Below are 22,929 nucleotides of genomic sequence, written 5' to 3'. Positions count from 1 at the left end.
GTACGAGATTGACAAGAGGAAAATGTGATCGTTTCGGCGCGAAAAGGCCTGGTCTCCGTGCAATCTGCCCTCGGTCGGATGTCGCGCTGGGCTTGTGTGAGTTGAACGCCGACGCGTTGCCGCAGCGAGATGCAGCGTGGACATTCCGTTGAGTCAGAAGAACGAGCGACCTCGTCAGATATGCCGCCGCCGCGGCTTCAGGGTCACGTGGGGCAACTCGGGCGCTGGGATGCGCTCGTCGCCGTGATTCACGACGCGGCCGAATCGTGCGGCCGAAGCATCCGGCGTCTCCCAGTCCGAGCGCGCCTGCGCGATCTCATCATGCGTGCGGGCGGCGAAGTTCCACCACATCACTAGGTCCTCCTCGAACGGCTCCCCGCCGAGGACGAAGATCAGCGCGCCGGCCTCGCTCGACACCGTCACGGACGTGCGGGAGTCGCCGAGATAGAGCATGTCGTTGTGCGACAGCATCCGCTCGTCGTCTTCAGCGTCCACAGCGACCGCCACGTCGCCGTCGACCAGGACGACGGCGTGCTCCCACGCCGCATCGAGCGGCAGAGTGACCCGACTGCCGGCGGCGAGAGCGATCTCTGCGCCAACGATCGGCGTGTACACCGTCGCGGGCGAGCGCACGCCGGCGAACTCGCCGAGCACGACGGTCGCGGTGGCGTCCTCTCCCGAAGCCGCCGGCAGAGTCACCGCAGGCAGCGACGTATGCTGCTCGAACCCGGGCCCGCCGTGCCGCGCCGACTCGGGCAGCACCACCCAGAACTGCAGGGCATCCAGCGGCGCCGGACCGTCGCCCAGCGAGTACTCCGAATGCGAGATGCCGTCGCCGGCGGTCATCAGGTTCAGCTGGCCGCGCCTGAGCGTGACGTCGTTTTCCTCCGAGTCGCGGTGGCGCTGCTCGCCGACCAGCGGCCACGTGACCGTCTGCAGGCCGATGTGCGGATGCGGCTCGACGCGCATGCGCACCTCATCCGGCCCGAACCGGTCGAGGAAGCACCACGCACCGACGGTCGGGATGTCGCGGTTGGGAAGTGTGCGCAGCACGTTCATCGCCCGGACGCCGCCGAGGGGCACCTCGCGCGGTTCGAGCAGGATGCTGCGCCGGCCGATCATTCCGCCGCCGCGGTCGGGTCGTCCGGAAGCTGGGGCCAGCGGATCGTCGCGCCTTCGACCTCGTTGCGCTTCAGATAGCGGGCGATGTACGGGCAGTACGGGACGATCGTCGCACCGGAGCTGACGGCATCCGCCAGCGCCTGCGCGGCGAGGATCGGCGCCAGGCCCTTGCCCTGGAAAGCCGGATCGAGCTCGGTGTGCACGAACAGGATCTCGCCCGGACGCTCCTTGTACTCGGCGAACCCGGCGAGGACGTCGCCGATGTGGATCTCGTAACGAGAGTTGTCTGCGTTGCGGGTGACAGTGGGCTCGTCGGTCATGGCTGCTCCCTTGCTCTATCCCCACCCTAGATCCGCCTGTGTCGGCGCGGGTCGTTACGCTGGAGGGATGCCCCAGAACCCCGATGGCCGGTCACCCGGTGACCCGTACGAGGATCTGCCCTGGCCGGATGCTCCGTGGGACGACGCCCCACCACCCGAAGACATGGACTGGGAGCCGCAGGGCGCCGGCTACGAGCCGCCCCTCGACTGGGGCGACGGCCCGTCGACTCCGGTGACGGCTGCCGTGCCGGCATCCGCCCAGAAGGAAGCGACGCCGTCGCGCTACGCGACCGCCGCCGAGGCGCTGCACACGGTCTTCGGCTACGACGCGTTCCGCGGTGACCAGGCCGCGATCGTCGAGCAGGTGATCGGCGGCGGGGATGCCGTCGTCCTCATGCCGACCGGTGGCGGAAAGAGCATCACCTACCAAGTGCCGGCGCTCGTCAGAGAGGGCACGGGGCTCGTGATCAGCCCGCTCATCGCGCTGATGCACGACCAGGTCGACGCGCTGCGCGCCAACGGCGTGAACGCCGCGTACCTGAACTCGACGCAGGCGGCCTCCGAGCGCGCCGAAGTCGAGCGCGCGTATCTCGCCGGCGAACTCGACCTCATCTACGTCGCGCCGGAGCGGCTGTCTTCGCCGGCCACCACCCGCCTGCTGCAGCGCGGCATCCTCAGCGTCATCGCGATCGACGAGGCGCACTGCGTGTCGCAGTGGGGTCACGACTTCCGCCCCGATTACCTCGCGCTCGGCGACCTCGGCGAGCGGTTCCCCGGCGTGCCGCGCATGGCGTTGACCGCCACGGCGACCCGCGCCACGCACAAGGAGCTCACCGAGCGTCTGAACCTGGACGACGCCCAGCACTTCGTGGCGAGCTTCGACCGCCCCAACATCCAGTACCGGATCGTGCCGAAGGTCGATCCGCGCAAACAGCTGGTGTCCTTCATCCGCTCGATGCCCGAGGGCGCAGCCGGTATCGTCTACGCCCTCAGCCGCAAGTCCGTCGAGCAGACCGCGAGCTATCTCGCCGCTCAGGGCTTCGACGCGCTCCCGTATCACGCTGGCCTTCCCGCCGAGGTGCGAGCGACGAACCAGTCGCGGTTCCTTCGTGAGGACGGCGTCGTCATGGTCGCCACGATCGCGTTCGGCATGGGAATCGACAAGCCGGACGTCCGCTTCGTCGCCCACATCGACCTGCCGAAGTCCGTCGAGGGGTACTACCAGGAGACCGGTCGCGCCGGCCGTGACGGCGAGCCGTCAGTGGCGTGGATGGCGTACGGGCTCGGCGATGTCGTGCAGCAGCGCCGTCTGATCGATCAGAGCCCCGGCGATCGCACGTTCAAGATGCGGATGGGGCAGCATCTCGACGCCATGCTCGCCTTGTGCGAGACAGTCGAGTGCCGCCGCCAGAACCTGCTGAACTACTTCGGCCAGAATTCCGGCGCGTGCGGCAACTGCGACACCTGCCTCGAGAAGCCGGAGACGTTCGACGGCCTCGTCCCGGCGCAGAAGCTGCTCTCGACGATCGTCCGGCTCAAGCGCGAGCGCAACCAGGCCTTCGGCGCCGGGCACCTCATCGACATCCTGCGCGGCTCCTCGAATGACCGCATCCGCCAACAGAAGCACGACGGGCTCGCGACCTACGGCATCGGCGCCGACCTCTCCGATCAGGACTGGCGCAGCGTCGTGCGGCAGCTGCTCGCACGCGGCATCCTCGTCGCCCAGGGCGACTACGGCACCCTCGCTCCCGGTGAGGCGTCGGGCGGCGTGCTGAAGGGCGAGACCCCGGTGCCGCTGCGCAAGGACACCATGGGGCGGGTCAGCGGGGGCAGTCGCGCTCGTAAGACGTCGGCCGCATCGGATGCCGTGGCAGAAGGCGACCGCTCGCTGTTCGAGGCGCTGCGGGCGTGGCGAGCCGAGACAGCCCGCGAGATCGGCAAACCGGCGTACATCGTGTTCGGCGATGCGACCCTGCGGGCGCTCGCCGAGCTGCGCCCGGCATCCATGGGGGATCTCGACGGAATCACCGGCATCGGTGAGAAGAAGCGCGAGGCGTACGGCGACGCCGTCCTCTCGGTGGTCGCCGCGAACTGAGCTGTGGCGGGGACGCGGAGGTTTCGACCCGCGGGATGTCAACCCGAGTACGGCTCCGCGTGCACGGCGACGGTCGCGGCATCCTTCAGCAGCTTCGAGACGGGGCAGCGGGCGTGTGCCTGGGCGAGCACGTGCTCGGTCTCCGCGGCATCCGCCCCCTCCACCGACAAGTACGCGTCGACGTGGAACTCGTAGCCGGGCCCATCGGACGCATCGTGCAACTCGACCTCGACGCGCACGGCGGTGCGCTGCTTGCGCGTGACGAACACCCGCGCTGTGGCGTTCAGGCACGTCGCCCACGCGAGGGCGAGCAGCTGTTCCGGGTTGCTCGCCTCCGGATCGCGATCCGGGTTCAGCGGTGACGCCACCGCGACACTCATGCCGCCCGCGACGCTGCTGACGCCGACTCCGCCGTCACGGTTGCTCGCCTGTGTCCGGTATCTCATGCCCACCCCTCCACCGTACGCCGCGGTCTCGGCCCTCCGGGCCGCGGCCGGATCGATGGAAGAAGGAGTTCGCCGGCTCCGCGGCGTGAGCAGCCGCGAAACTCTTCTCCCATCGCGAAGTCCGCACCGCGCAAGCACGCCCCGAACGCCCGCAACCTGTCGGCTCGCGACAACCCACCTGTGCCGCGCCCGCAAGAACGGTTGGAGGGACCATACAGGCGCGTTGGATGCTGGTTGGAGGAGTCCTACGGTTGAAGCATCCTTACTTCTCTCTGAGAGGAACACCATGGTCGACGCCGCCGTCCGCACTTCGCAGAAGACCGAAGGCACCAGCCCGCGCATCGATGTGAAGCGCGTCGAAGACCTGCTGCTCGGAACCTGGGCCGACACGCGTCGGACGGCGCGAGAGATGATCAAGGACTCCGCGTTCTGGCGCGATGACTCCCTCGGCAAGGACGATCACCGAGAGCGCGTCCTCAGCCAGCTGCACCTGCTCGTGCAGAACAAGGCCGTGCACCGCGCGTTCCCGAAGCGGTTCGGCGGCGAGGAGAACAACGGCGCCAACATCTCCGGATTCGAAGAGCTCGTCGCCGCCGACCCGAGCCTGCAGATCAAGGCCGGTGTGCAGTGGGGTCTGTTCGGCTCTGCCGTGCTGCAGCTCGGCACGCAGGAGCATCACGACAAGTGGCTCCCCGGCATCATGGATCTGTCGATCACCGGCGCCTTCGCGATGACCGAGATCGGCCACGGCTCCGACGTCGCAGCCGTCGGCACCACCGCGACGTTCGACGCAGAGACCGACGAGTTCATCATCAACACCCCGTTCCGCGGCGCGACCAAGGAGTACCTCGGCAACGCCGCTCTGCACGGCATCGCAGCCACCGTCTTCGCGCAGCTGATCACCAACGGCGTGAACCACGGCGTGCACTGCTTCTACGTGCCGCTGCGCGGCGAGGACGGCAACGACCTCCCAGGCATCGGCCGTGAGGACGACGGGCTGAAGGGCGGACTCAACGGCATCGACAACGGCCGTCTCTCCTTCGATCACGTCCGCGTCCCCCGCACCAACCTGCTGAACAAGTACGGTGACGTCGACGAGAACGGCGTCTACACCAGCTCGATCGACAGCCCCGGTCGGCGGTTCTTCACGATGCTCGGCACTCTCGTCCAGGGGCGCGTGTCCCTCGACGGCGCGGCATCGTGGGGTTCCGCACTCGGCCTCTACATCGCGATCACCTACGCGACGCAGCGCCGCCAGTTCGACGGTGCCGACGGGCAGGAGGTCGTGCTCCTCGACTACGGCAAGCATCAGCGCCGACTTCTGCCGCGACTGGCGACCACCTACGCACAGATCTTCGCGCACGACGAATTCCTGCAGAAGTTCGACGGCGTCTTCTCCGGTCGCACGGACACCCCGGATGACCGCGAGGACCTCGAGACGCTCGCCGCGGCCCTCAAGCCGCTGTCGACCTGGCACGCGCTCGACACCCTGCAGGAGGCCCGAGAGGCCTGCGGCGGCGCCGGCTTCATGTTCGAGAACCGTCTGGTCGGGCTCCGCCAGGACCTCGACATCTACGTCACCTTCGAGGGCGACAACAACGTCCTGCTGCAGCTGGTCGGCAAGCGCCTGCTCACCGACTTCGCGAAGCAGTTCAAGGACAAGGATGCCGCGGCCCTCGCGAAGTACGCCGTCGGCCAGACCGCCGGAAAGGTGTTCCACGGTGCTGGCCTGCGCCGCTTCGGTCAGAACATCGCCGACTTCGGTTCGACCGCCCGTTCGGTCGAGAACGGTCTGCGTGCCGAGCAGCAGCACGAGCTGCTCGCCGACCGCGTGCAGCAGATGGTGGCCGACATCGCCGGCCGCCTGCGCCCGGCGGGCAAGGACAAGGTGCTGGGCGAGAAGCTCTTCAACGAGAACCAGGCAGACCTCATCGAGGCCGCGCGTGCTCACGGCGAGCTGCTGCAGTGGGAGGCGTTCACCGACGCTGTCAACAGCATCCCCGACGAGGACACCCGTCAGGTGCTCACCTGGCTCCGGGACCTGTTCGGCCTGCAGCTCATCGAGAAGCACCTCGCCTGGCACATCATCAACGGACGCCTCTCGACGCAGCGTGCGGCAGCGGTGTCCAGCTACATCGACCGGCTGTGCCTGCGTCTGCGCCCGCACGCGCTCGACCTGGTGAACGCGTTCGGATACGAGCCCGAGCACGTCCGCGCCCCCATCGCCAGCGGCATCGAGCAGCAGCGCCAGGACGAGGCCCGTGCCTACTACGCCGACCTCGAGGCATCCGGCGAGGCGCCCGTCTCGGAGAAGGCGCTCAAGAAGGCCGCCAAGAAGTAGTGAGACACCATGTGCGGCGCGAGACACCATGACTGAGGTGATGTCTCGCGCTCCAGGTGATTTCTCGGGACGTACGCTGGGGGAATGACCTCCCTCCTCACCGGCGCTGACGGACGTGCGCGCTGCGCGTGGGTCGGGGCGGATGCCGAATACCAGCGCTACCACGACGAGGAGTGGGGCGTCGCGCTGCACGGCGATCGCGCGCTGTTCGAGAAGATGGCGCTGGAGGGCTTCCAGGCCGGGCTCAGCTGGATCACGATCCTGCGCAAGCGCCCGCGGTTCCGCGAGGTCTTCGAGCGGTTCGAGCCCGAGAAGGTCGCGGTCTTCGACGACGACGATGTCGAACGCCTGATGCTGGATGCCGGCATCATCCGCAACCGTGCCAAGATCCTCGCCACGATCGGCAACGCCCGCCTCGTGACAGAGATGGCGGATGGCGAGCTCGACGAGCTGATGTGGTCGTTCGCGCCGACGGCATCCAGAGCGCGGCCCACCGCGTTCGCCGACGTGCCCGCCGTGACGGCGGAGTCGACGGCCATGAGCAAGGAGCTGCGTCGTCGCGGATTCCGATTCGTCGGGGCGACCACGATGTACGCGCTCATGCAGTCCGCCGGCATGATCGACGATCACATCGATGGATGCTGGCGCGCGGCCTGATCAGATGGGTAATTCTGCCCGTCGTACGGTTCAGAACTGGCGGTTAGGATGTACCGGTGCGCCCGGGTCGTGACAGATCCGTCATGCACCTACGAAGTACACCGGGGGGATACCGAGGATGAAGGCGCTGTCGTGGTTGCGCGCGAAACCGAAGACGGCTGCATCCATTGCGGCCGTGACGGCGGGGTTCCTCGCCATCGGCACCCTCGCATTCGCCTATGAGGGCAATCCGACCACCAAGGTCGACCTGAACGACGGCGGCGTCTGGATCACGAAGTCCTCATCCCTGATGGTCGGCCACTTCAACAACGAGTCGACGCTGCTCGACGGCGGGCTGCGCACGACGGGCGAGAGCTTCGACATCGTGCAGGACGAGTCGACCATCCTCGTCACCGATCGCTCGAACGCGACCCTCACTGCCGTCGACCCTGCGCGCGTACTGCTCGGTGACAGCACCACGATTCCCGGCGACGCCAAGGTCGCGCTCGGTGAGCAGACCACCGCGATCCTCGACACGCAATCCGGAAACCTGTTCGTCGTCCCGGTCAAGGGCATCTCCGGATTCGAGCTCGAGGGCGCAGAGCCGACCGTCGAGCTCGGCAAGAACTCCGATGTCACCGTCGGCCAGGACGGCACCGTGTACGCGGTCTCGGGCGAGAAGGGCGAGGTCGTCACGATCCCCGTCGACAACCAGGGCGAAGCGCTCGAACCGTCGACGTCGTCCCTGGGCGAGCTGGATGATTCGGTGGCGCCGAGCATCACGGCGGTGGGCGCGACGCCCGTCGTGCTCTCGCCAGCCGACAGCGCGGTCATGACCCCTGGGGGGTTCCGCACCGAGATCACCGAGGCCGACTCGGCCGTTCTGCAGTTCGCGTCAGCCGAGACGGATGCCGTGACCGTGGCGACCGCGTCGCAGTTCATCGAGGTTCCGCTCGACGGCAGCGAGCCGAAGTCGACGGATGCCGGCGGTCAGGGAACACCTGCCGCCCCCGTTTCGCTGCTCGGCTGCACGTACGGCGCCTGGGCCGGCTCGGGCCAGTTCCTGCGCGACTGCCCCGGCGACGGGGACGACGTGCACGAGAAGATCCCTGGCATCGACGCCTCGGCGTCCCTGACGTTCCGCGTCAACCGCGATGTCATCATCCTCAACGACACCGTCGGCGGCGCCGCCTGGCTCACCGATGAGAGCCTGCAGCAGGTCGACAACTGGGACGACCTCACCCCTCCGGAGGGCGAGACCGAAGACGAAGAGGACACCACGGAGGAGACGGTCGAGACCACTCTCCCGGTGCGCACGGACGTCAACACGCCCCCGGTCGCCGAAGACGACACCTACGGGGTGCGCCCGGGCCAGACGACGGCGCTGCCGGTCCTCGACAACGACAACGACGCGGACGGCGACGTCCTGGTCGCAGCCCTGGCTGGCAACCAGCCCTCGATCGGCGAGGTGCAGCCGATCTACGACGGTGGGTCGCTGCAGATCGCCGTCGGCGAGGACGCCTCTGGGTCGGCATCCTTCACCTATGAGGCCACCGACGGCCGCCCGAACGGCAAGGACACCGCAACCGTCTCGCTGACGGTGAAGGACTGGGACACCAACACGGCGCCCAAGCCGAAGCGCACCACGACGCTGGCGATCGAGACCGGTGGCACGATCTCGTACAACATCCTCCCGGATTGGATCGACCCCGAGGGCGACGACATCTACCTCCGTGAGGTCACCGCTGCCCCGGGCGACGAGGTCGAATTCACGACCGACGGCCAGATCACCTACCGCGCGACGGCCAGCCTGCAGGGTCGAAAGGAAGTGCAGGTCGTGGTGGCGGACGCCCTGGGCGAGGCCGCCGCTGGGACGCTCGTGCTCGACGTGCGTCCGGCGGGATCGACGCTGCCGAAGACCAACGCCGACCACGTCACGACCCGCGCCGGCGAGCAGGTCACGGTCTCGCCGCTCGCGAACGACTCGAGCTCCGGGCGCGAACCGCTGCGCCTGACCCGCGTCAACGGCGCCGAGTCGCCGAGCGCCACGATCGACCCCGACTACTCCAACGCGACGTTCACGTTCAGCGCCCCGACCCCCGGCACCTACTACGTGCTGTACGAGGTCGCGGCCGGCCCCAACGGCGTGCCGGGCATCGTGCGCGTCGACGTCGAGGATGCCACGGCCGAGGATCGTCCGCCGATCGCCGTCCGCGATGTCGCGCTGCTGCCCACGGGCGGCGAAGTGCTGCTGGGCGTGCTCAACAACGACACCGATCCGTCCGGTGGAATCCTCGTCATCCAGTCGGTCAGCGTCGAGCCGGGCAGCGGGATCTCGGTCTCGGTGCTGAACCACGAGTCCCTCCGCATCGGCGACCAGGGTGCGCTCGATGAGCAGGTGCGCATCAGCTATCGGATCTCGAACGGGTCGAAGACGGCTGAGGGCGAGGTGATCGTCATCCCGATCCCGGCGCCTGACAAGATCCTGCCGCCGATCGCGAATCCCGACAAAGCGGTCGTCCGCGTGAATGACGTCGTTACGATCCCCGTTCTGGCGAACGACTCCAGCCCGGTGGGCGACGCTCTGACTCTCGAGTCGGACCTGATCGAACCGCTCGTCGACCCCGAGGACGGCGAGATCTTCGTCTCGCAGGATGCCGTGCGCTTCAAGGCGGGCCCGGAGGCGAAGACCGTCTACGCGACGTACGAGGTCTCCGACACCCGCGGCAACAAGGTGGGCGGGTACATCACGATCCAGATCGTCCCGGAGCAGGACGAGAACGCCGCCCCGCGCCCGAAGGACATCACGACCCGCGTGCTCAGCGGGAACAAGATCAACATCGCCGTGCCACTGGACGGCATCGATGAGGACGGCGACTCCGTCGAGCTGATCGGTCCTGCCACGAGCCCCGTCAAGGGTCGGATCCTCGAGGTCGCCCAGAACTACTTCGTCTACGAGGCGTACGCCGACTCGTCAGGCGTCGACACGTTCTCGTACCGCGTGCGCGACCGCCTCGGCAAGGAGGGCACCGCGACGGTGCGCGTCGGCATCGCAGCGCCGGAGGACGTGAACCAGGCGCCGTATGCGGTGAAGGATGCCGTCGTCGTGAGGCCCGGTCGTGAGATCGCCGTGCCCGTCATGCTGAACGACTCCGATCCTGAGGGCGATGAGATCGCGCTCGTCAAGGACGACGGACTGGTCGTGCCGGATCTCGACGGGCTGGGTGCGCGTGTGTCGGGTGACCGTGTGCTCGTGCAGGCGCCGAACCGCCCGGTCGAGACATCGCTGCAGTACACGATCAGAGATGCACGCGGCGCCTCGGCACAGGCCGTGCTGCAGATCACGGTCGACGAGGACGTCCCGCTGCTGGCGCCCATCGCCCGCGACGACCGCGTGCTCCCCGCAGACCTCACGGACGGCGGACTCACCACCGACGTCGACATCCTGGCCAACGACGAGGATCCAGACGGAACGACCGATGGGCTCGACATCGCGGTCGCGAACGGTGGAACGCTGCTCGAAGACGGCAAGGTGCGGGTCACCGTCAGCGAGAAGATGCAACTCATCCGCTACACGCTCACCGACCGCGACGACCTGTCGACCTCGGCGTTCATCTTCGTTCCGGCGGTGAAGGACCTGCGCCCTGCACTCACCTCGACCAAGCCGGTCGAAGTGATCAGCGGCGAGACCAAGGAGCTCCCGCTCGACGAGTACGTCACGGTCGCCGGCGGCGGCACCGTGACCATCACCGAGCACGCCAAGGTCAGCGCATCGCACGCCGACGGCGCCGACCTGGTCAAGGACGGCAGCACCCTCGTCTACACGTCGGCCGCCGGATACTTCGGCGAGGACGGCATCTCGTTCGAGGTAACAGACGGCTCGGGACCGGACGACCCTGAGGGCCGGAAGTCCGTTCTGACGATCCCGATCACGGTGCTGCCACCAGACAACCAGCAGCCGACTTTCACTGGCGGTGAGGTGAACGTCGCGCCGGGTGAGGATGCGAGCACCCTCGACCTGGCTGCATTGACGACCGATCCGGATCCCGAGGATCAGGGTGAGCACTCCTACGACTTGATCGGCAGCGCCGACGGAGGCGTGAGTGCGCGCGTCGAAGGCTCCACGCTGTCCGTCGAAGCCGCGTCGAACGCGAAGAAAGGTACGTCGCAGACCCTCACGATTCGGGTCTCGGACGGCGAGACCGACCCGATCGAGGGCACGGTCGTCGTCAACGTGACCGCGTCGACGCGTGAGCTCGCCACCGCGAACACTGACACGATCGACCAGGCCGATCAGGGCGAGACCATCATGGTTCCGGTGCTGGCGAACGACTTCAACCCGTTCCCCGACACCCCGCTGGATGTCCTCACGGTCAACACCGAGACGGGTGTGGGCACAGCCGAAGTCGTGGGCGATCAGGTGCAGGTGACGCCGGGTGCGAAGTTCGTGGGAACCCTCGTGCTCCGTTACACGATCGAGGATGCCACGGAGGACTCCGACCGCCACGTCGATGGCCGTATCGTCCTGACCGTGCAGGGCGTGCCAGAGGCGCCGGGGCGACCGCAGGTCACGAGTGTTCAGGACCGCACAGTCGTGGTGTCGTTCTCGGCGCCGTCCAACAACGGCGCCGAGATCACCCGGTACACGGTCTCGAGCACGTCGGGCAGCGCTTACAGCAAGGAGTGCGCATCGACCACGTGCACGCTCGACGGACTGACCAACAACGTGGAGTACACGTTCCAGGTGGTCGCGACCAACCGCGTCGGCGACTCCGAGCCGTCCGGGGCCTCGGAAGTCGCTCGTCCTGACGCGCGCCCCGACACTCCTGTCGCGCCGACGCTGGTCTTCGGCGACAAGAGCCTCGCTGTCGCATGGACGACTCCGACGACGCCCGGTTCGCCCGTGGAGTCGTACAACCTGCAGATCTCGCCGGCGCCGCCGTCGGGTGTCACCGAGAAGACTGGTGTGACCGGCAACTCGCTCACCTGGGAGGGCCTCGAGAACGGCACCTCGTACCAGGTGCGGGTGCAGGCCGTGAACCGTGCCCCGGAGCCGTCGACCTACAGCGGCTGGTCTCTGGCCGAGATCCCGGCGGGTCCGCCCATGCAGCCCGGCGCGCCGACGACCGCCGAGCTCGCCCCGGTGGGGGACCAGGCCCAGATGCAGGTGAACTGGGTTGCTCCGGACAACAACGGCGCACCGATCTCGGGCTATCAGTTGCAGGTTCTCGAGGGTGGAACGACGGTACGGACCGTCTCGGTACCGGCAGGGCAGACGAGTCAGGCCGTGGTCGTGCCGACCTCTGAGTCCGGGTACTCGTACATCGTGCGCGCACAGAACAAGGCCGACTGGGGTCAGTGGAGCCCGGCGTCCGCCGAGCGCCGCGGCGCGATCCGCCCTGATGCCCCGAACACTCCGAAGATCGCCGTGGGCGACCGCCAGCTCACGATCACCTCGTCGTACGAGCTGTCGGCCGAGCAGCGCAACGGTGCCAAAGCATCCGAACTGACCTACCAGTACAGCCTGAACAGCGGCGGCTGGCAGAACCTCACCAGCACTACGATCGGTGGACTGAACAACGGCACACCGTACACGCTGCAGTTGCGCGCTCTGTCGAACACCGGCACCGGCAGCTACACCGGCGCCGAGTCCGCCAGGTCGAACTCGGTGACCCCGTACGGCGTCCCGCCGCAGCCGAGCGCCGGTGCGCGGAACAACGGCTCGAACGTCACCGTTTCGTGGGGCAACAACGGCAACAACGGCAAGGCACTCACCGACACGCAGATCAGGGTCAGCGGCCCAGGGGCTTCGGGCAACTGGGAGGGCGTCAGCAACACCGGTTCGCGAACCGTCGGCGCCCCGTACTCGCAGAAGTTCACGATCGACGTGCGGGTGAGCAACGACAACGGGAAGAATTGGTCGTCGGTCGCGAGCGACAGCGCGACGACCGATAAGAAGCCCGAGCCCACGGCTAAGACTGTCAAGGGGACGCCCGGCAGCTGGCCTCCCGGCTGGGGCGGGTCCGGCGCCTGCAACACGTCATCGTGCGCCTATGTGGCGCTGCAGGTCACGAACTTCCCTGCGGGCAACTACCGGTTGTTCTGCAACGACGGCGGCGAGTTCGGCGGAAGCAGCAAATACGTCCCGGCCAACGGCAAGGTCGAGCTCTCGTGCTTCTACGGAAGCCCTGGGCACTCGATTCGAGTCCGCATCGAGGGCTGGGGCTACGCAGACGCGATGACCTGGTACTAGCGAGAGAAAGAAACAGCACACAATGACAATGACTCCTGAGCAGGCGACCTGGTTCCAGGGCACCTTCACGCGCCTCGTCGAGAACATCGACAAGGCCGTGCAGGGAAAGCACGAGGTCGTCAGCCTGGTTCTGGCATCCATGCTCGCCGAAGGCCATGTCCTTCTCGAGGACGCGCCAGGCACTGGCAAGACCAGCCTCGCGAAGGCGCTCGCGGCCACTGTGCAGGGCACCAGTTCGCGCATCCAGTTCACGCCCGACCTGCTGCCCTCCGACGTCACCGGTGTGACGATCTACGACCAGCAGGCGCACAAGTTCGAGTTCCACAAGGGCCCGATCTTCGCCTCGATCGTGCTCGCCGATGAGATCAACCGCGCGTCTCCCAAGACGCAGTCGGCGCTGCTCGAGGTCATGGAAGAGTCACGCGTGACCATCGACGGTGTCACGCATGAGGCCGGCCGCCCGTTCCTCGTGATCGCGACGCAGAACCCCGTCGAGCAGGCGGGTACGTACAAGCTCCCGGAGGCGCAGCTCGACCGCTTCCTCATCAAGACGTCGATCGGCTACCCCGACCTGGCGATCACCGAGAGCATCCTGGCCGGAGCATCCGACCGCAACCCGTCGGCGCACCTGACGCCGATCATCACGACCGGAGCCGTCGCCGACATGGCAGACCTCGCGGCGACCACGCACGTCGAGCCCGCCGTGCTGCGCTACGTCGCAGAACTGGCCGAGGCGACCCGCGATGACAGCGGCGTCCGGCTCGGGGTCTCGGTGCGTGGAGCCATCGCAATGGTCCGTCTCGCCAAGGTGTGGGCTGCCTCCCGCGGACGCCACTACGTGCTGCCGGACGACATCAAGGCGCTCATCGCTCCCGCATGGCAGCACCGCCTGATGCTGGACCCGGAGGCCGAGTTCTCGGGAACCACCGCTGACGCGGTGATCACCCGCGTGCTCGAGCGGGTTGCTGCACCCCAGGCCCGAACGGCGGCTTGATGACCGCAGAGACGCTGCCGGCGACGTCGCAGAGCGCCCGTGACGCCGGTTGGCGTGACATCGTGGCGCTCATCGGCGTGCGCATCGGAAGCCGTCTCCGCAAGGTCGCCGCCGTCATCCGCCCCCTCGCCTGGGTGCTCATCGCACTCGCCGTGGTGTTCTGGATCGCAGGCCTCACCCTCGGCTGGCGCGAGCTCACGGTCACGGCCGTGATCGTGACGATCACCCTGTTGGTGTGCGCGGTGTTCCTGGTCGGACGCACCGAGTACGACGTGAACCTCGACCTCGCCCGCACCCGGGTCGTCGTCGGCGAACGCGCGGTCGGCGCACTGACCCTCGCCAATCCCGGCGGTCGGGCGATCCTCCCATCGCGGGTCGTGCTGCCCGTCGGCGCAGGCCGCGGAGAGTTCGGCATCCAGCGACTCGCGCCCGGAGAGAAGGCCGAGGAGCTCTTCGCGATCCCCACGCAGCGGCGCGGTGTCGTCAAGGTCGGGCCGGTCAGCGTCGTCCGCGGCGACCCACTCGGTCTGTTCGAGCGCGCGCACCGCCGTGACGACCCCGTCGATCTGTTCGTCCACCCGCAGACCGTGCTCTTCGACGGTCAGTCCCTCGGCTTCCTGCGCGACCTCGAAGGTCTGCCGGCTGCAGACCTGTCTCGTGACGACGTCTCATTCCACGCGCTCAACGAGTACCAGCCGGGCGATGACCTGCGCCACGTGCACTGGCGATCCACTGCCCGCACCGGCGTGATGATGGTTCGTCAGTACGAAGAGACCCGTCGCTCGCACTTCGTCATCGGCCTCTCTCGATCGACCGGCGACTACGCCAATGACACCGACTTCGAGTTGGGCATCTCGGTGGCCGGGTCCATCGGACTCCGCGCACTGCGCGACTCGCAGCGCGTCGAGGTGCGGGTGCAGGGGCGCGAGCTGCGCTCGGGCACGGGGAAGCAGCTGCTCGACTCGCTCGCCGCGGTCGAGGGCAGCAAGCCGCGCGACGGCGGCATCGCCGAGCTCAGCGGCGTGATCGCGGCGACGATGCCGCTCGCCAGTGTCGTGGTGCTCGTGTGCGGCTCGAAGGTGTCGGGCGAGAACCTCCGGGTGGCCTGCGCACGCCTGCCGTTCGGAGCGCGAGTCATCGCGATCGTCGCCGACACCTCTGTCGAGGTCCCGGCTCTCCGCCGCATCGGCGATGCCGATGTCGTCAGCGTCGGCACCCTGCAGCAGATCCCCCTCGCACTTCAGAAGGTCCTCGCATGAGCGCGCCCGCCCTCTCGTCGGTCGCAGCGCTTCCTCTGCGTCGCTGGGGACTCGACGTAGCAGCCGTCATCGTCCTGCTCGTCGCCTCAGCAATCGGGTTCTGGCCCACGTTCGCCGGGGGCAGCTTCCTCGGAGCGGCGATCGGAGGCGCCCTCATCGGCATCGCGATCGCGGTCGTCGCGGCCTGGCGTCGCTGGGGGATCCTCATCATCGCCGGGCTCACCGTGGCGGCCTACTTCGTCTTCGGCGGCGCGCTTGCTCTGCCGCACACCGCGATCGGCGGCTTCATCCCTTCGCTGGAGACGCTGCAGCAGCTTGCAGTCGGCGTGGTCACGTCGTGGAAGCAGATGCTGACGACCGTCGCTCCGGTCTCCGGCTCAGATGGGCACTTCCTCGTGCCGTTCCTGCTCCTCCTCGTGGCGTCGGTGGTGACGGCATCCCTCGCCCTCCGCCTCACCCAGCCCGCATGGGCCCTGCTTCCCGCAGGTGCGCTGCTCGCCGCTGTGATCGCGCTCGGCACGCCGGAGACGGCCATGCCCCTCGTCCAGGGTGCGGTGTTCGCCCTCGCGAGCATCGCCTGGCTCGCGGTGCGGCAGATCTGGGCGCCGCAGAACGCGGCCGTGTCGGTCAGTGAGATCGACCCGTCGCGCGCCAACCACATGCGGATGCGACGCCTGCTCGCCGGCGGCGCCGTGCTCGCGGTGGCCGCAGGCGCAGGAATCGCGACCAGCGCGTTCACCGCACCCACCGAGGTGCGTCACGTCCTGCGCGACACGATCATCCCGCCGTTCAACGTGCGCGACTACCCGAGCGCCCTGCAGTCGTTCCGCGGCCACGTCCGCGACAACAAGGAGGCGACGCTGTTCACGGTCCGCGGGCTCCCCGAGGGGGCTCGCGTCCGGATCGCAGCCATGGACGAGTTCGACGGCCAGGTGATCAACGTCGTCGACGGGGGCTCTGGTACCTCCAGCGCGTTCTCACCGATCCGCTCCAACATGTCGCCGAATGCGGAAGGGCTGCCGGTGACGCTGGAGTTCGACATCGGCGACTACAGCGACGTGTGGGTTCCGCAGGCCGGCCTCGTCTCGGAGTTCCGGTTCGCTGGAGGCGACGCCGAGGCGCTTCGACGGGGAACGTACTACAGCAGCGGGTCATCGACCGCGGTCGCGACGACGGGGCTGCGCAAGGGCGACAGCTACGCGGTGCAGACCACCATCCCCGCCGAGGTGACGGACGAGCAGCTCGCCGACGCCGATTTCGGCGCCGTGCGCATGCCGAAGAACGACAACGTTCCCGAAGAGCTGTCGACCCTCGCCGGTGAGATCACCGCGGAAGCCGAGACGCCGGTCGAGCAGACGCAGGCGATCGCCGACTACCTGTCCGAGGAAGGCTTCTTCAGCCACGGGCTCGAGGGCGAGGTCATCTCGCGTGCCGGCCACACCTCGGAGCGCATCTCCACGCTCATCGGCGGCGATCAGATGATCGGCGACGACGAGCAGTACGCCGTCGCGATGACGCTGCTCGCCGGAGAGCTGGGGATCCCCGCACGCGTGGTCATGGGGTTCTATCCCGACGAGAAGGATGCCGGCGCGGCGTCGTTCGCGGCGACGGGCGACGCCCTCCACGCGTGGGTCGAGGTGAACTTCGACGGGTTCGGGTGGGTTCCGTTCGACCCGACGCCGCCAGAGGACCAGGTTCCCAACGACCAGAACACCAAGCCCCGCGCCGATCCGAAGCCGCAGGTGCTGCAGCCGCCGCCCCCGCCCCAGGAGCCGGTCGATCTGCCGCCGACGCTGCCAGACGATCGCGAAGCAGAGGACGAGTCGCTGAACATCGCGGCGATCATCGGTGCGATCCTGGCCATCGGCGGAATCTCGCTCGCGATCATCGCGCTGATCGCCTCGCCGTTCATCGTCATCGGCGCGTGGAAGGCATCGCGTCGCCGCTCGCGGCGGATGGCCGACCACACGGCCGACCGGATCGCCGGCGGCTGGGACGAGCTCACCGACCGCGCGGTCGACTACGGCGCGCGGCTGACGCCCGGCGCGACCCGCGGCGAGGAAGCGGTGCTCGTCTCAGACTCGCTCGCGGTTCCGACCGTGACGGCGATCGCCGACCGGGCCGACGCCGAGGTGTTCGGCCCGCACGACCCGAGTCAGGAAGACGTCGACGCCTTCTGGAAGGAGGTCGACGAGATCGTGGTCGGCCTCGGCTCCGAGGCCGGATTCTGGAAGCGGATGAAGGCGCGGCTCAGCCTGCGCTCGCTGCTGGGAGGATCCGCGATCCAGTCCGGTTTCCAGGGGCTGAAGGATGCCGCGACCGCGCGCGTTCGCCGAGAACCTGGCACGATCGACACAGGCACGACAGAAGCACCCGAGAGCGAGACATCATGACGCAACCGTCGTTCGGCACCGTCGCCCCGACCTCACGACGAGCGGTGGCCTACATCATCGATGCCGCGATCGCGGCCGGAATCGGCATCGTCCTGTCGATCCTGCTCGTGGTTTTCGCGGTCATGGCCGGTCCGGAGGGGATGCTGGGCGTCATCGGCATCGGAGCCCCCGTGGTGTCGCTGATCCTCATCGGCTGGTTCGTGTTCTACACGTTCATGCAGTCCCGCGACGGTTCGATCGGCATGCGCACTCAGCGACTCCGCCTCGTGCGCGAGGACGACGGTGCACCCCTCGGGTTCGGCAAGGCGCTGCTGCGCAACATCATCTTCGGGCTCGCCGCCGGCATCGTCGTCGGATACTTCACTCCGCTCTTCGACGGATCGGGGCGGTTCCAGGGGTGGCACGACAAGGTCGCACGCTCGCTGATGATGGATGCCGGCGCTCGCGCCAGTGCAGCGCCGCCGACCATGGCATTGCACGTCCCGCCGCGCCCGTCGATGCCGAACGGCGCCCGGCAGGCGACCAGCGCTGCTCCGTCGATGCCCAACGGCGCCCCGCCGATCCCGGGCCTGGCCACACCGACGATGCCGCAGTCGTTCACTCCTCCTTCGCTGTCGACGCCGACCGGCCCCGCTGCGCCCTCTGCTCCTGTCGCTCCGGCGATGCCCGCTGCTCCCGCGTTCCCTTCGCCGTCCACCCCTGCGCTCGATGAGACCGTGCGGGGTCCGGAACCGGCTCGCTCCGCGCAGCCGATCGCCCACCCCACGGCTCCCGCCGCCGACTCCCTGATCGCCTTCGTGCCGGGGATCACCCAGGACGGTCCGCCTGAGCGGAACACGCCTGCGCCGCCGGCCCCGGCGGCTCCCGCGGCTCCCGCGGCTCCCGCCGTGACGACTCCGTCCGACGACGCCCCGAACGGAGCTGCTCTGAACGGCGGCTCCGGCGACGTCGGCGACATCGAGGACACCCGCATCAGCATCCCCGGGCACCGCCTGGTGTTCACCTGGGATGACGGCACCCGCGTGACGGTCTCGCGCCGCACACTCTTCGGGCGCAACCCGGCGCCGGAGGAAGGTGCCGCGGTCGTCTCCGTCCGCGACGAGACGCTGTCGCTGTCGAAGACGCACTTCGAGGCGGCGGCCGAACCGTCCGGCGGGTGGATCATGGACCGTCATTCAACCAACGGCACGGCGATCGTCCGCGACGGCCACCGCATCGTGTGCGCGCCGGGTGAGCAGGTGCGCATCCGCCTGGGCGACGCCGTCGAGATCGGCGACCGCATCGTCACCATCGGGGGCTACGCATGACCGCGCCGCTGATCGTGACGGCCGGCTGCTCGACGCACGCCGGGCTCCGTCGCACTCTGAACGAGGACGCGCTGCTCGCCAGCGCTCCGGTGTTCGTCGTCGCCGACGGCATGGGAGGCCACGAGGCGGGCGAGCGGGCGAGCGCCGCCGTCGTCGCCGAGTTCTCCCGCTATATCGGCAGGCAGAGCCTCGAGTTGGACGACGTGCTCGACGCGCTCGCCCGTTCGCGCGAGGCCGTCGATGCGCTCTCGGTGTCGGCAATGGGCCGCGCAGGAACGACCCTCAGCGGGCTCGTGCTCGCCGAGGTCGACGGCATGGGCTATTGGCTCAGCTTCAACATCGGCGACTCGCGCACGTACCGCCTGTCGGGTACTGAGCTCGAGCAGATCAGCGTCGACCACTCGGTCGTGCAGGAGCTCATCGAGTCGGGCGAGCTCAGCATCGCCGAAGCCGCGTCGGATCATCGTCGCAACATCATCACGAGGGCGATCGGCGCCGGCAGCACCGGCGATGCGGACTTCTGGATGTTCCCCGCCGAACTCGGCGATCGGATGCTGATCTGCTCCGACGGCCTCTCGTCAGAGGTCCCGGATTCGTTGATCCGCGAGATCCTGACGACGGAGTCAGACCCGCAGACCGCCGCCGCAGCACTGGTCAGCGAGGCCGTCGCCGCCGGGGGCAGGGACAACATCACCGTCGTGGTGGTGGATGCCGTCTCCGTGGCATCCCGCCCCGGCGTGCAGATGCGCGCCGACGACGACATCGATGAGAACACCCGGCCGCGTGCGGCCGCGGCAGGAGGGATGAGCTGATGCAGACCACATACCGCCCAGGTCAGTGGAACGTGCTGGTGACCCCCGGTGCTCTGATCGCGCTGTCTCCGGATGCTCCGGCCGAACTGCTCACGCGACTCTGGGAGCGCGAGCGCACCGCCGGCGACCTCGCCGCGGTCATCGACGTGCTCACCGAGCACGCGTCCGGTTCGTTCGCGGACATGCTGGGTTTCGCGGCGGTGGTCCTCGAAGGGGCTGACGCGCGCATCGCCGTTCGCGGCGCAGCGATGGTCGAGGTGACAGGATCCGAGGGGCGCGAGAGCTTCAGCGGCGCGAACGTCACTACCTGGAGCGAGCGCTTCGTCGCCGGTGCGAGCCGTATCGAGATCACGACGGATGGCGACGAGGATGCCGTGAGCCTGCCGGTCTCAGCCGGCATCGTACGTGCCTCCCACGCCGCCGCCGACATCGAACCGGCGGACGTCACGATTCCGGATGCGGCTGCCGCGGTGGTCCATGACGCCGACGAATCCGAGCGGATCGAGGACGCGCCCGTCGAGGAAGTTCCTGTTGAGGAAGTGCCGGTCGCGGACGTGCCGGTCGAGGAGGCGCCCGTCGAAGAGCCGGTCTCCGAAGAGCCGGTGATCGACGAGCAGGCCGCAGACGAGCCCGTCGCCGACGAGCCGAGCACCGACGAGCCGAGCACCGACGAGCCGGTCACCGAGCAGATCGAGACACCGGCCGAGGCGGTGGCGGACGAGGTCGACGGCAACACGCTGATGCCGAACGATGAGACGTTCGCGAGCGACGCGGACGAGTTCGATCAGCTGTTCGGCGCGACGATCGCGTCGCCGAACGCGGTCACTCCGCCGGTGCCGCCCGCTCCGGCTCCACTCGACGGCGACCACGACGGAGCGACGATCTCGGTCGCCGAGGCACGTGCGCTCCGGCAGAGCGCGCCGACCGCTGCACCCGATGCTCCCACGGCCGTTCTGCCCGTCGTCTCCAGCGGCTCGGGTCGCGTCCGCGTCTCCACCGGTCAGGTCGTGGCACTCGACCGCACTGTGATCATCGGGCGCCGCCCGCGGTCCACGCGGGCCAGCGGAGCCGACCTGCCCCACTTGATCGCGGTCGAGAGCCCGCAGCAGGACATCTCGCGCAGCCACCTAGAGATCCGCCCCGAGGGCGACACGGTCGTCGTCATCGACCTGCACACCACGAACGGCTCGACGCTGCTGCGCCCCGGTGCAGACCCGTTGCGCCTGCACCCCGGTGAGCCGACGCTCGTGCTCTCGAGCGATGTCGTCGACCTGGGCGACGGCGTGACGGTCGTGTTCGAGGATCTGCCGTGAGCAGACCCCCCTCACCTCCTCCCGAGCTCCCCGGTTTCACCTTCGTGGAGCCGCTGGGCACGGGTGGATTCGCCGATGTGTTCCTGTACGAGCAGCAGATGCCCCGGCGCCGCGTCGCCGTGAAGGTGCTGCTCGCCGACCGGATCTCGAGCGGCGCGGCGAAGGAATTCGCCGACGAGGCGAACGTGATGGCGATGCTGTCGACGCATCCGGCCATCGTCACGATCTACCAGGCGGGCATGGCCGGCGACGGCAGACCATACCTCGTGATGGAGTACTGCCCCCGTCCGAACCTGCAGATCCGTGCCCGCAAGGAGCCGTTCTCGGTCGCCGAGGCGCTGCGCGTCGGCATCCAGGTCGCCGGTGCCGTCGAGACCGCGCACCGCGCCGGGGTCCTGCATCGCGACATCAAGCCGGCGAACATCCTCGTCACGGAGTACAACCGGCCGGCCCTCACCGACTTCGGCATCGCCTCGACGACGGGCGCCGTGAGCGAGGCGACCGGCATGTCGATCCCCTGGTCGCCGCCGGAGTTCTTCGCGGATCCGCCGCAGAGCGGGCAGCGCTCGGACGTGTTCGCGCTCGGTGCCACGCTGTACACGCTTCTCGCCGGCCGGTCGCCGTTCGAGCGACCGGGAGAGCGCAACACGAGCGCCGACCTCATCGAACGCATCGAGCGATCACCGCTGCCGTCTCTGTCGCGACCCGATTCGCCCGGAAGCCTTCAGCAGGTGCTCGAGCGGGCCATGGCGAAGAACCCGGATGCCCGGTACCCGAGCGCTGTCGCCTTCGCGCGTGCGCTGCAGAAGGTTCAGATCGAGCTCGCGCACTCGGTCACGCCGATCGACATCGTCGACGACCATCCGCTGCCAGAGGATCTGGAGGACGAGGACGAGGGCCTCACCCGCGTCCGCGACATCGTCAGCATCGAACCGGATGCCGGGAACACCCGCCCGTCCGCCACGACCCGTCCGTTCGGCACGCCGCAGCCGCAGCGCGCTCCCGCGGGGGATCCGGGCCCGCGCTTCGACCCAGCGGCATCCACGTCCGCATCCGCGGTCGAGGACACGGTCATGCGCCCCGGCGCGGCGTCCGCGGCCGCACCTGTCGACGAGGACCGGACGGTTCTGCGCGGCCCGCGCGCCCTCTCGCCCGAGGCTCCCGCGGTGCCGTTCCCGCCGTCCGCTGAGCCCGCACAGGCACCCGACCAGGCAACGGCGAAGCCGAAGCCGCGGGTGGGCATGTGGATCGGCGTCGCGGCTGCGGCGGTCGTCCTCGTCGGCGGCACGATCGCCGGCGTGAGCCTGCTCCAGGGCGGCGGAGCGCCCGACCCTGTAGCCACGCAGGAGGGGGCGGCCCCGAAGGATCCCATCTCCGACGCGGTGCCAGCGGTCGACGACCTCACCGGCACGCGCGAAGGCTCGACCATCACGTTCACCTGGACGAACCCGGCCGAGGAGGACGGCGACCTGTATCTGTGGAACACCGTCAGTCTCGATGGCGCCGGGGTTCCCGAGCCCACCGACGAGCCGACCGTGACGTTCGAGGGAGCCGCCACAGGGCAGGTGTGCATCGATGTGCTGCTGCGCCGCGAGGACGGCCGCGCGTCGGAGCAGGTGCGGGGGTGCGTGGAGTGAG

At 68.7% G+C, this 22,929-nt stretch carries 14 protein-coding genes; 11 read left to right on the top strand and 3 right to left on the bottom strand.

All coding sequences use genetic code 11. The features are described 5' to 3' along the window. Positions 1 to 174: 174 nt before the first annotated feature. Together LQZ87_RS01405 and LQZ87_RS01400 are read right to left on the bottom strand one after the other, a co-directional pair. Positions 175 to 1,122, bottom strand: coding sequence for a pirin family protein (locus tag LQZ87_RS01405; protein ID WP_230101650.1), 948 nt, complete (start codon positions 1,120 to 1,122; stop codon positions 175 to 177). Beyond that, the gene (locus LQZ87_RS01400; protein ID WP_230101649.1) at positions 1,119 to 1,442 is read right to left on the bottom strand and encodes a GNAT family N-acetyltransferase; all 324 of its coding nucleotides are present in this window, start codon (positions 1,440 to 1,442) and stop codon (positions 1,119 to 1,121) included. The genes LQZ87_RS01405 and LQZ87_RS01400 overlap by 4 nt, the downstream gene beginning before the upstream one ends. Before the next feature lie 67 nt (positions 1,443 to 1,509). Between LQZ87_RS01400 and recQ the strand changes: the two genes are divergently transcribed. Then, entirely contained in the window at positions 1,510 to 3,537 is a 2,028-nt protein-coding gene (gene recQ / locus LQZ87_RS01395) for a DNA helicase RecQ (RefSeq protein WP_230101648.1), read from the top strand. A gap of 38 nt (positions 3,538 to 3,575) precedes the next feature. Here recQ and LQZ87_RS01390 read toward each other — a convergent pair whose 3' ends face one another. Continuing rightward, complete coding sequence (locus LQZ87_RS01390; RefSeq protein ID WP_230101647.1) at positions 3,576 to 3,983, bottom strand: OsmC family protein; 408 nt, start codon at positions 3,981 to 3,983, stop codon at positions 3,576 to 3,578. A 286-nt stretch (positions 3,984 to 4,269) separates the two neighbouring features. On the opposite strand from LQZ87_RS01390, the gene LQZ87_RS01385 reads away from it, so the two are divergent. The 10 genes from LQZ87_RS01385 (at position 4,270) to LQZ87_RS01340 (ending at position 22,928) form a co-directional block, all read left to right on the top strand. Next, positions 4,270 to 6,324 carry an acyl-CoA dehydrogenase gene (locus LQZ87_RS01385; protein WP_230101646.1) on the top strand — a complete coding sequence of 685 codons (2,055 nt, stop codon included), beginning with the start codon at positions 4,270 to 4,272 and terminating at the stop codon, positions 6,322 to 6,324. A gap of 84 nt (positions 6,325 to 6,408) precedes the next feature. Further along, complete coding sequence (locus LQZ87_RS01380; protein ID WP_230101645.1) at positions 6,409 to 6,981, top strand: DNA-3-methyladenine glycosylase I; 573 nt, start codon at positions 6,409 to 6,411, stop codon at positions 6,979 to 6,981. 118 nt (positions 6,982 to 7,099) lie between these two features. Continuing rightward, positions 7,100 to 13,213 (top strand): Ig-like domain-containing protein, encoded by a 6,114-nt coding sequence (locus LQZ87_RS01375; protein ID WP_230101644.1) that lies wholly within the window; start codon positions 7,100 to 7,102, stop codon positions 13,211 to 13,213. A 22-nt stretch (positions 13,214 to 13,235) separates the two neighbouring features. Next, on the top strand, positions 13,236 to 14,207 hold the full coding sequence (locus LQZ87_RS01370; protein WP_230101643.1) for a MoxR family ATPase: 972 nt from the start codon (positions 13,236 to 13,238) through the stop codon (positions 14,205 to 14,207). After that, positions 14,207 to 15,466 carry a DUF58 domain-containing protein gene (locus LQZ87_RS01365; protein ID WP_230101642.1) on the top strand — a complete coding sequence of 420 codons (1,260 nt, stop codon included), beginning with the start codon at positions 14,207 to 14,209 and terminating at the stop codon, positions 15,464 to 15,466. Before LQZ87_RS01370 ends, LQZ87_RS01365 begins: the two co-directional genes overlap by 1 nt. Continuing rightward, on the top strand, positions 15,463 to 17,859 hold the full coding sequence (locus LQZ87_RS01360; RefSeq protein ID WP_230101641.1) for a transglutaminase-like domain-containing protein: 2,397 nt from the start codon (positions 15,463 to 15,465) through the stop codon (positions 17,857 to 17,859). Before LQZ87_RS01365 ends, LQZ87_RS01360 begins: the two co-directional genes overlap by 4 nt. Then, on the top strand, positions 17,856 to 19,166 hold the full coding sequence (locus LQZ87_RS01355) for an RDD family protein (RefSeq protein WP_230101640.1): 1,311 nt from the start codon (positions 17,856 to 17,858) through the stop codon (positions 19,164 to 19,166). Before LQZ87_RS01360 ends, LQZ87_RS01355 begins: the two co-directional genes overlap by 4 nt. Next, the gene (locus LQZ87_RS01350) at positions 19,163 to 19,978 is read left to right on the top strand and encodes a protein phosphatase 2C domain-containing protein (protein ID WP_230101639.1); all 816 of its coding nucleotides are present in this window, start codon (positions 19,163 to 19,165) and stop codon (positions 19,976 to 19,978) included. Before LQZ87_RS01355 ends, LQZ87_RS01350 begins: the two co-directional genes overlap by 4 nt. After that, the gene (locus LQZ87_RS01345; protein WP_230101638.1) at positions 19,978 to 21,291 is read left to right on the top strand and encodes an FHA domain-containing protein; all 1,314 of its coding nucleotides are present in this window, start codon (positions 19,978 to 19,980) and stop codon (positions 21,289 to 21,291) included. Before LQZ87_RS01350 ends, LQZ87_RS01345 begins: the two co-directional genes overlap by 1 nt. After that, positions 21,288 to 22,928 (top strand): serine/threonine-protein kinase, encoded by a 1,641-nt coding sequence (locus LQZ87_RS01340; protein ID WP_230101637.1) that lies wholly within the window; start codon positions 21,288 to 21,290, stop codon positions 22,926 to 22,928. The genes LQZ87_RS01345 and LQZ87_RS01340 overlap by 4 nt, the downstream gene beginning before the upstream one ends. The last annotated feature ends 1 nt before the right edge of the window (position 22,929 follow it).

Origin of the sequence: Microbacterium sp. Bi121 (genome assembly GCF_918698005.1) — a bacterium.
Lineage (GTDB): Bacteria > Actinomycetota > Actinomycetes > Actinomycetales > Microbacteriaceae > Microbacterium.
Note: the sequence above shows the minus strand (reverse complement) of the source record. Positions and strands in the feature narration are given on the sequence as shown.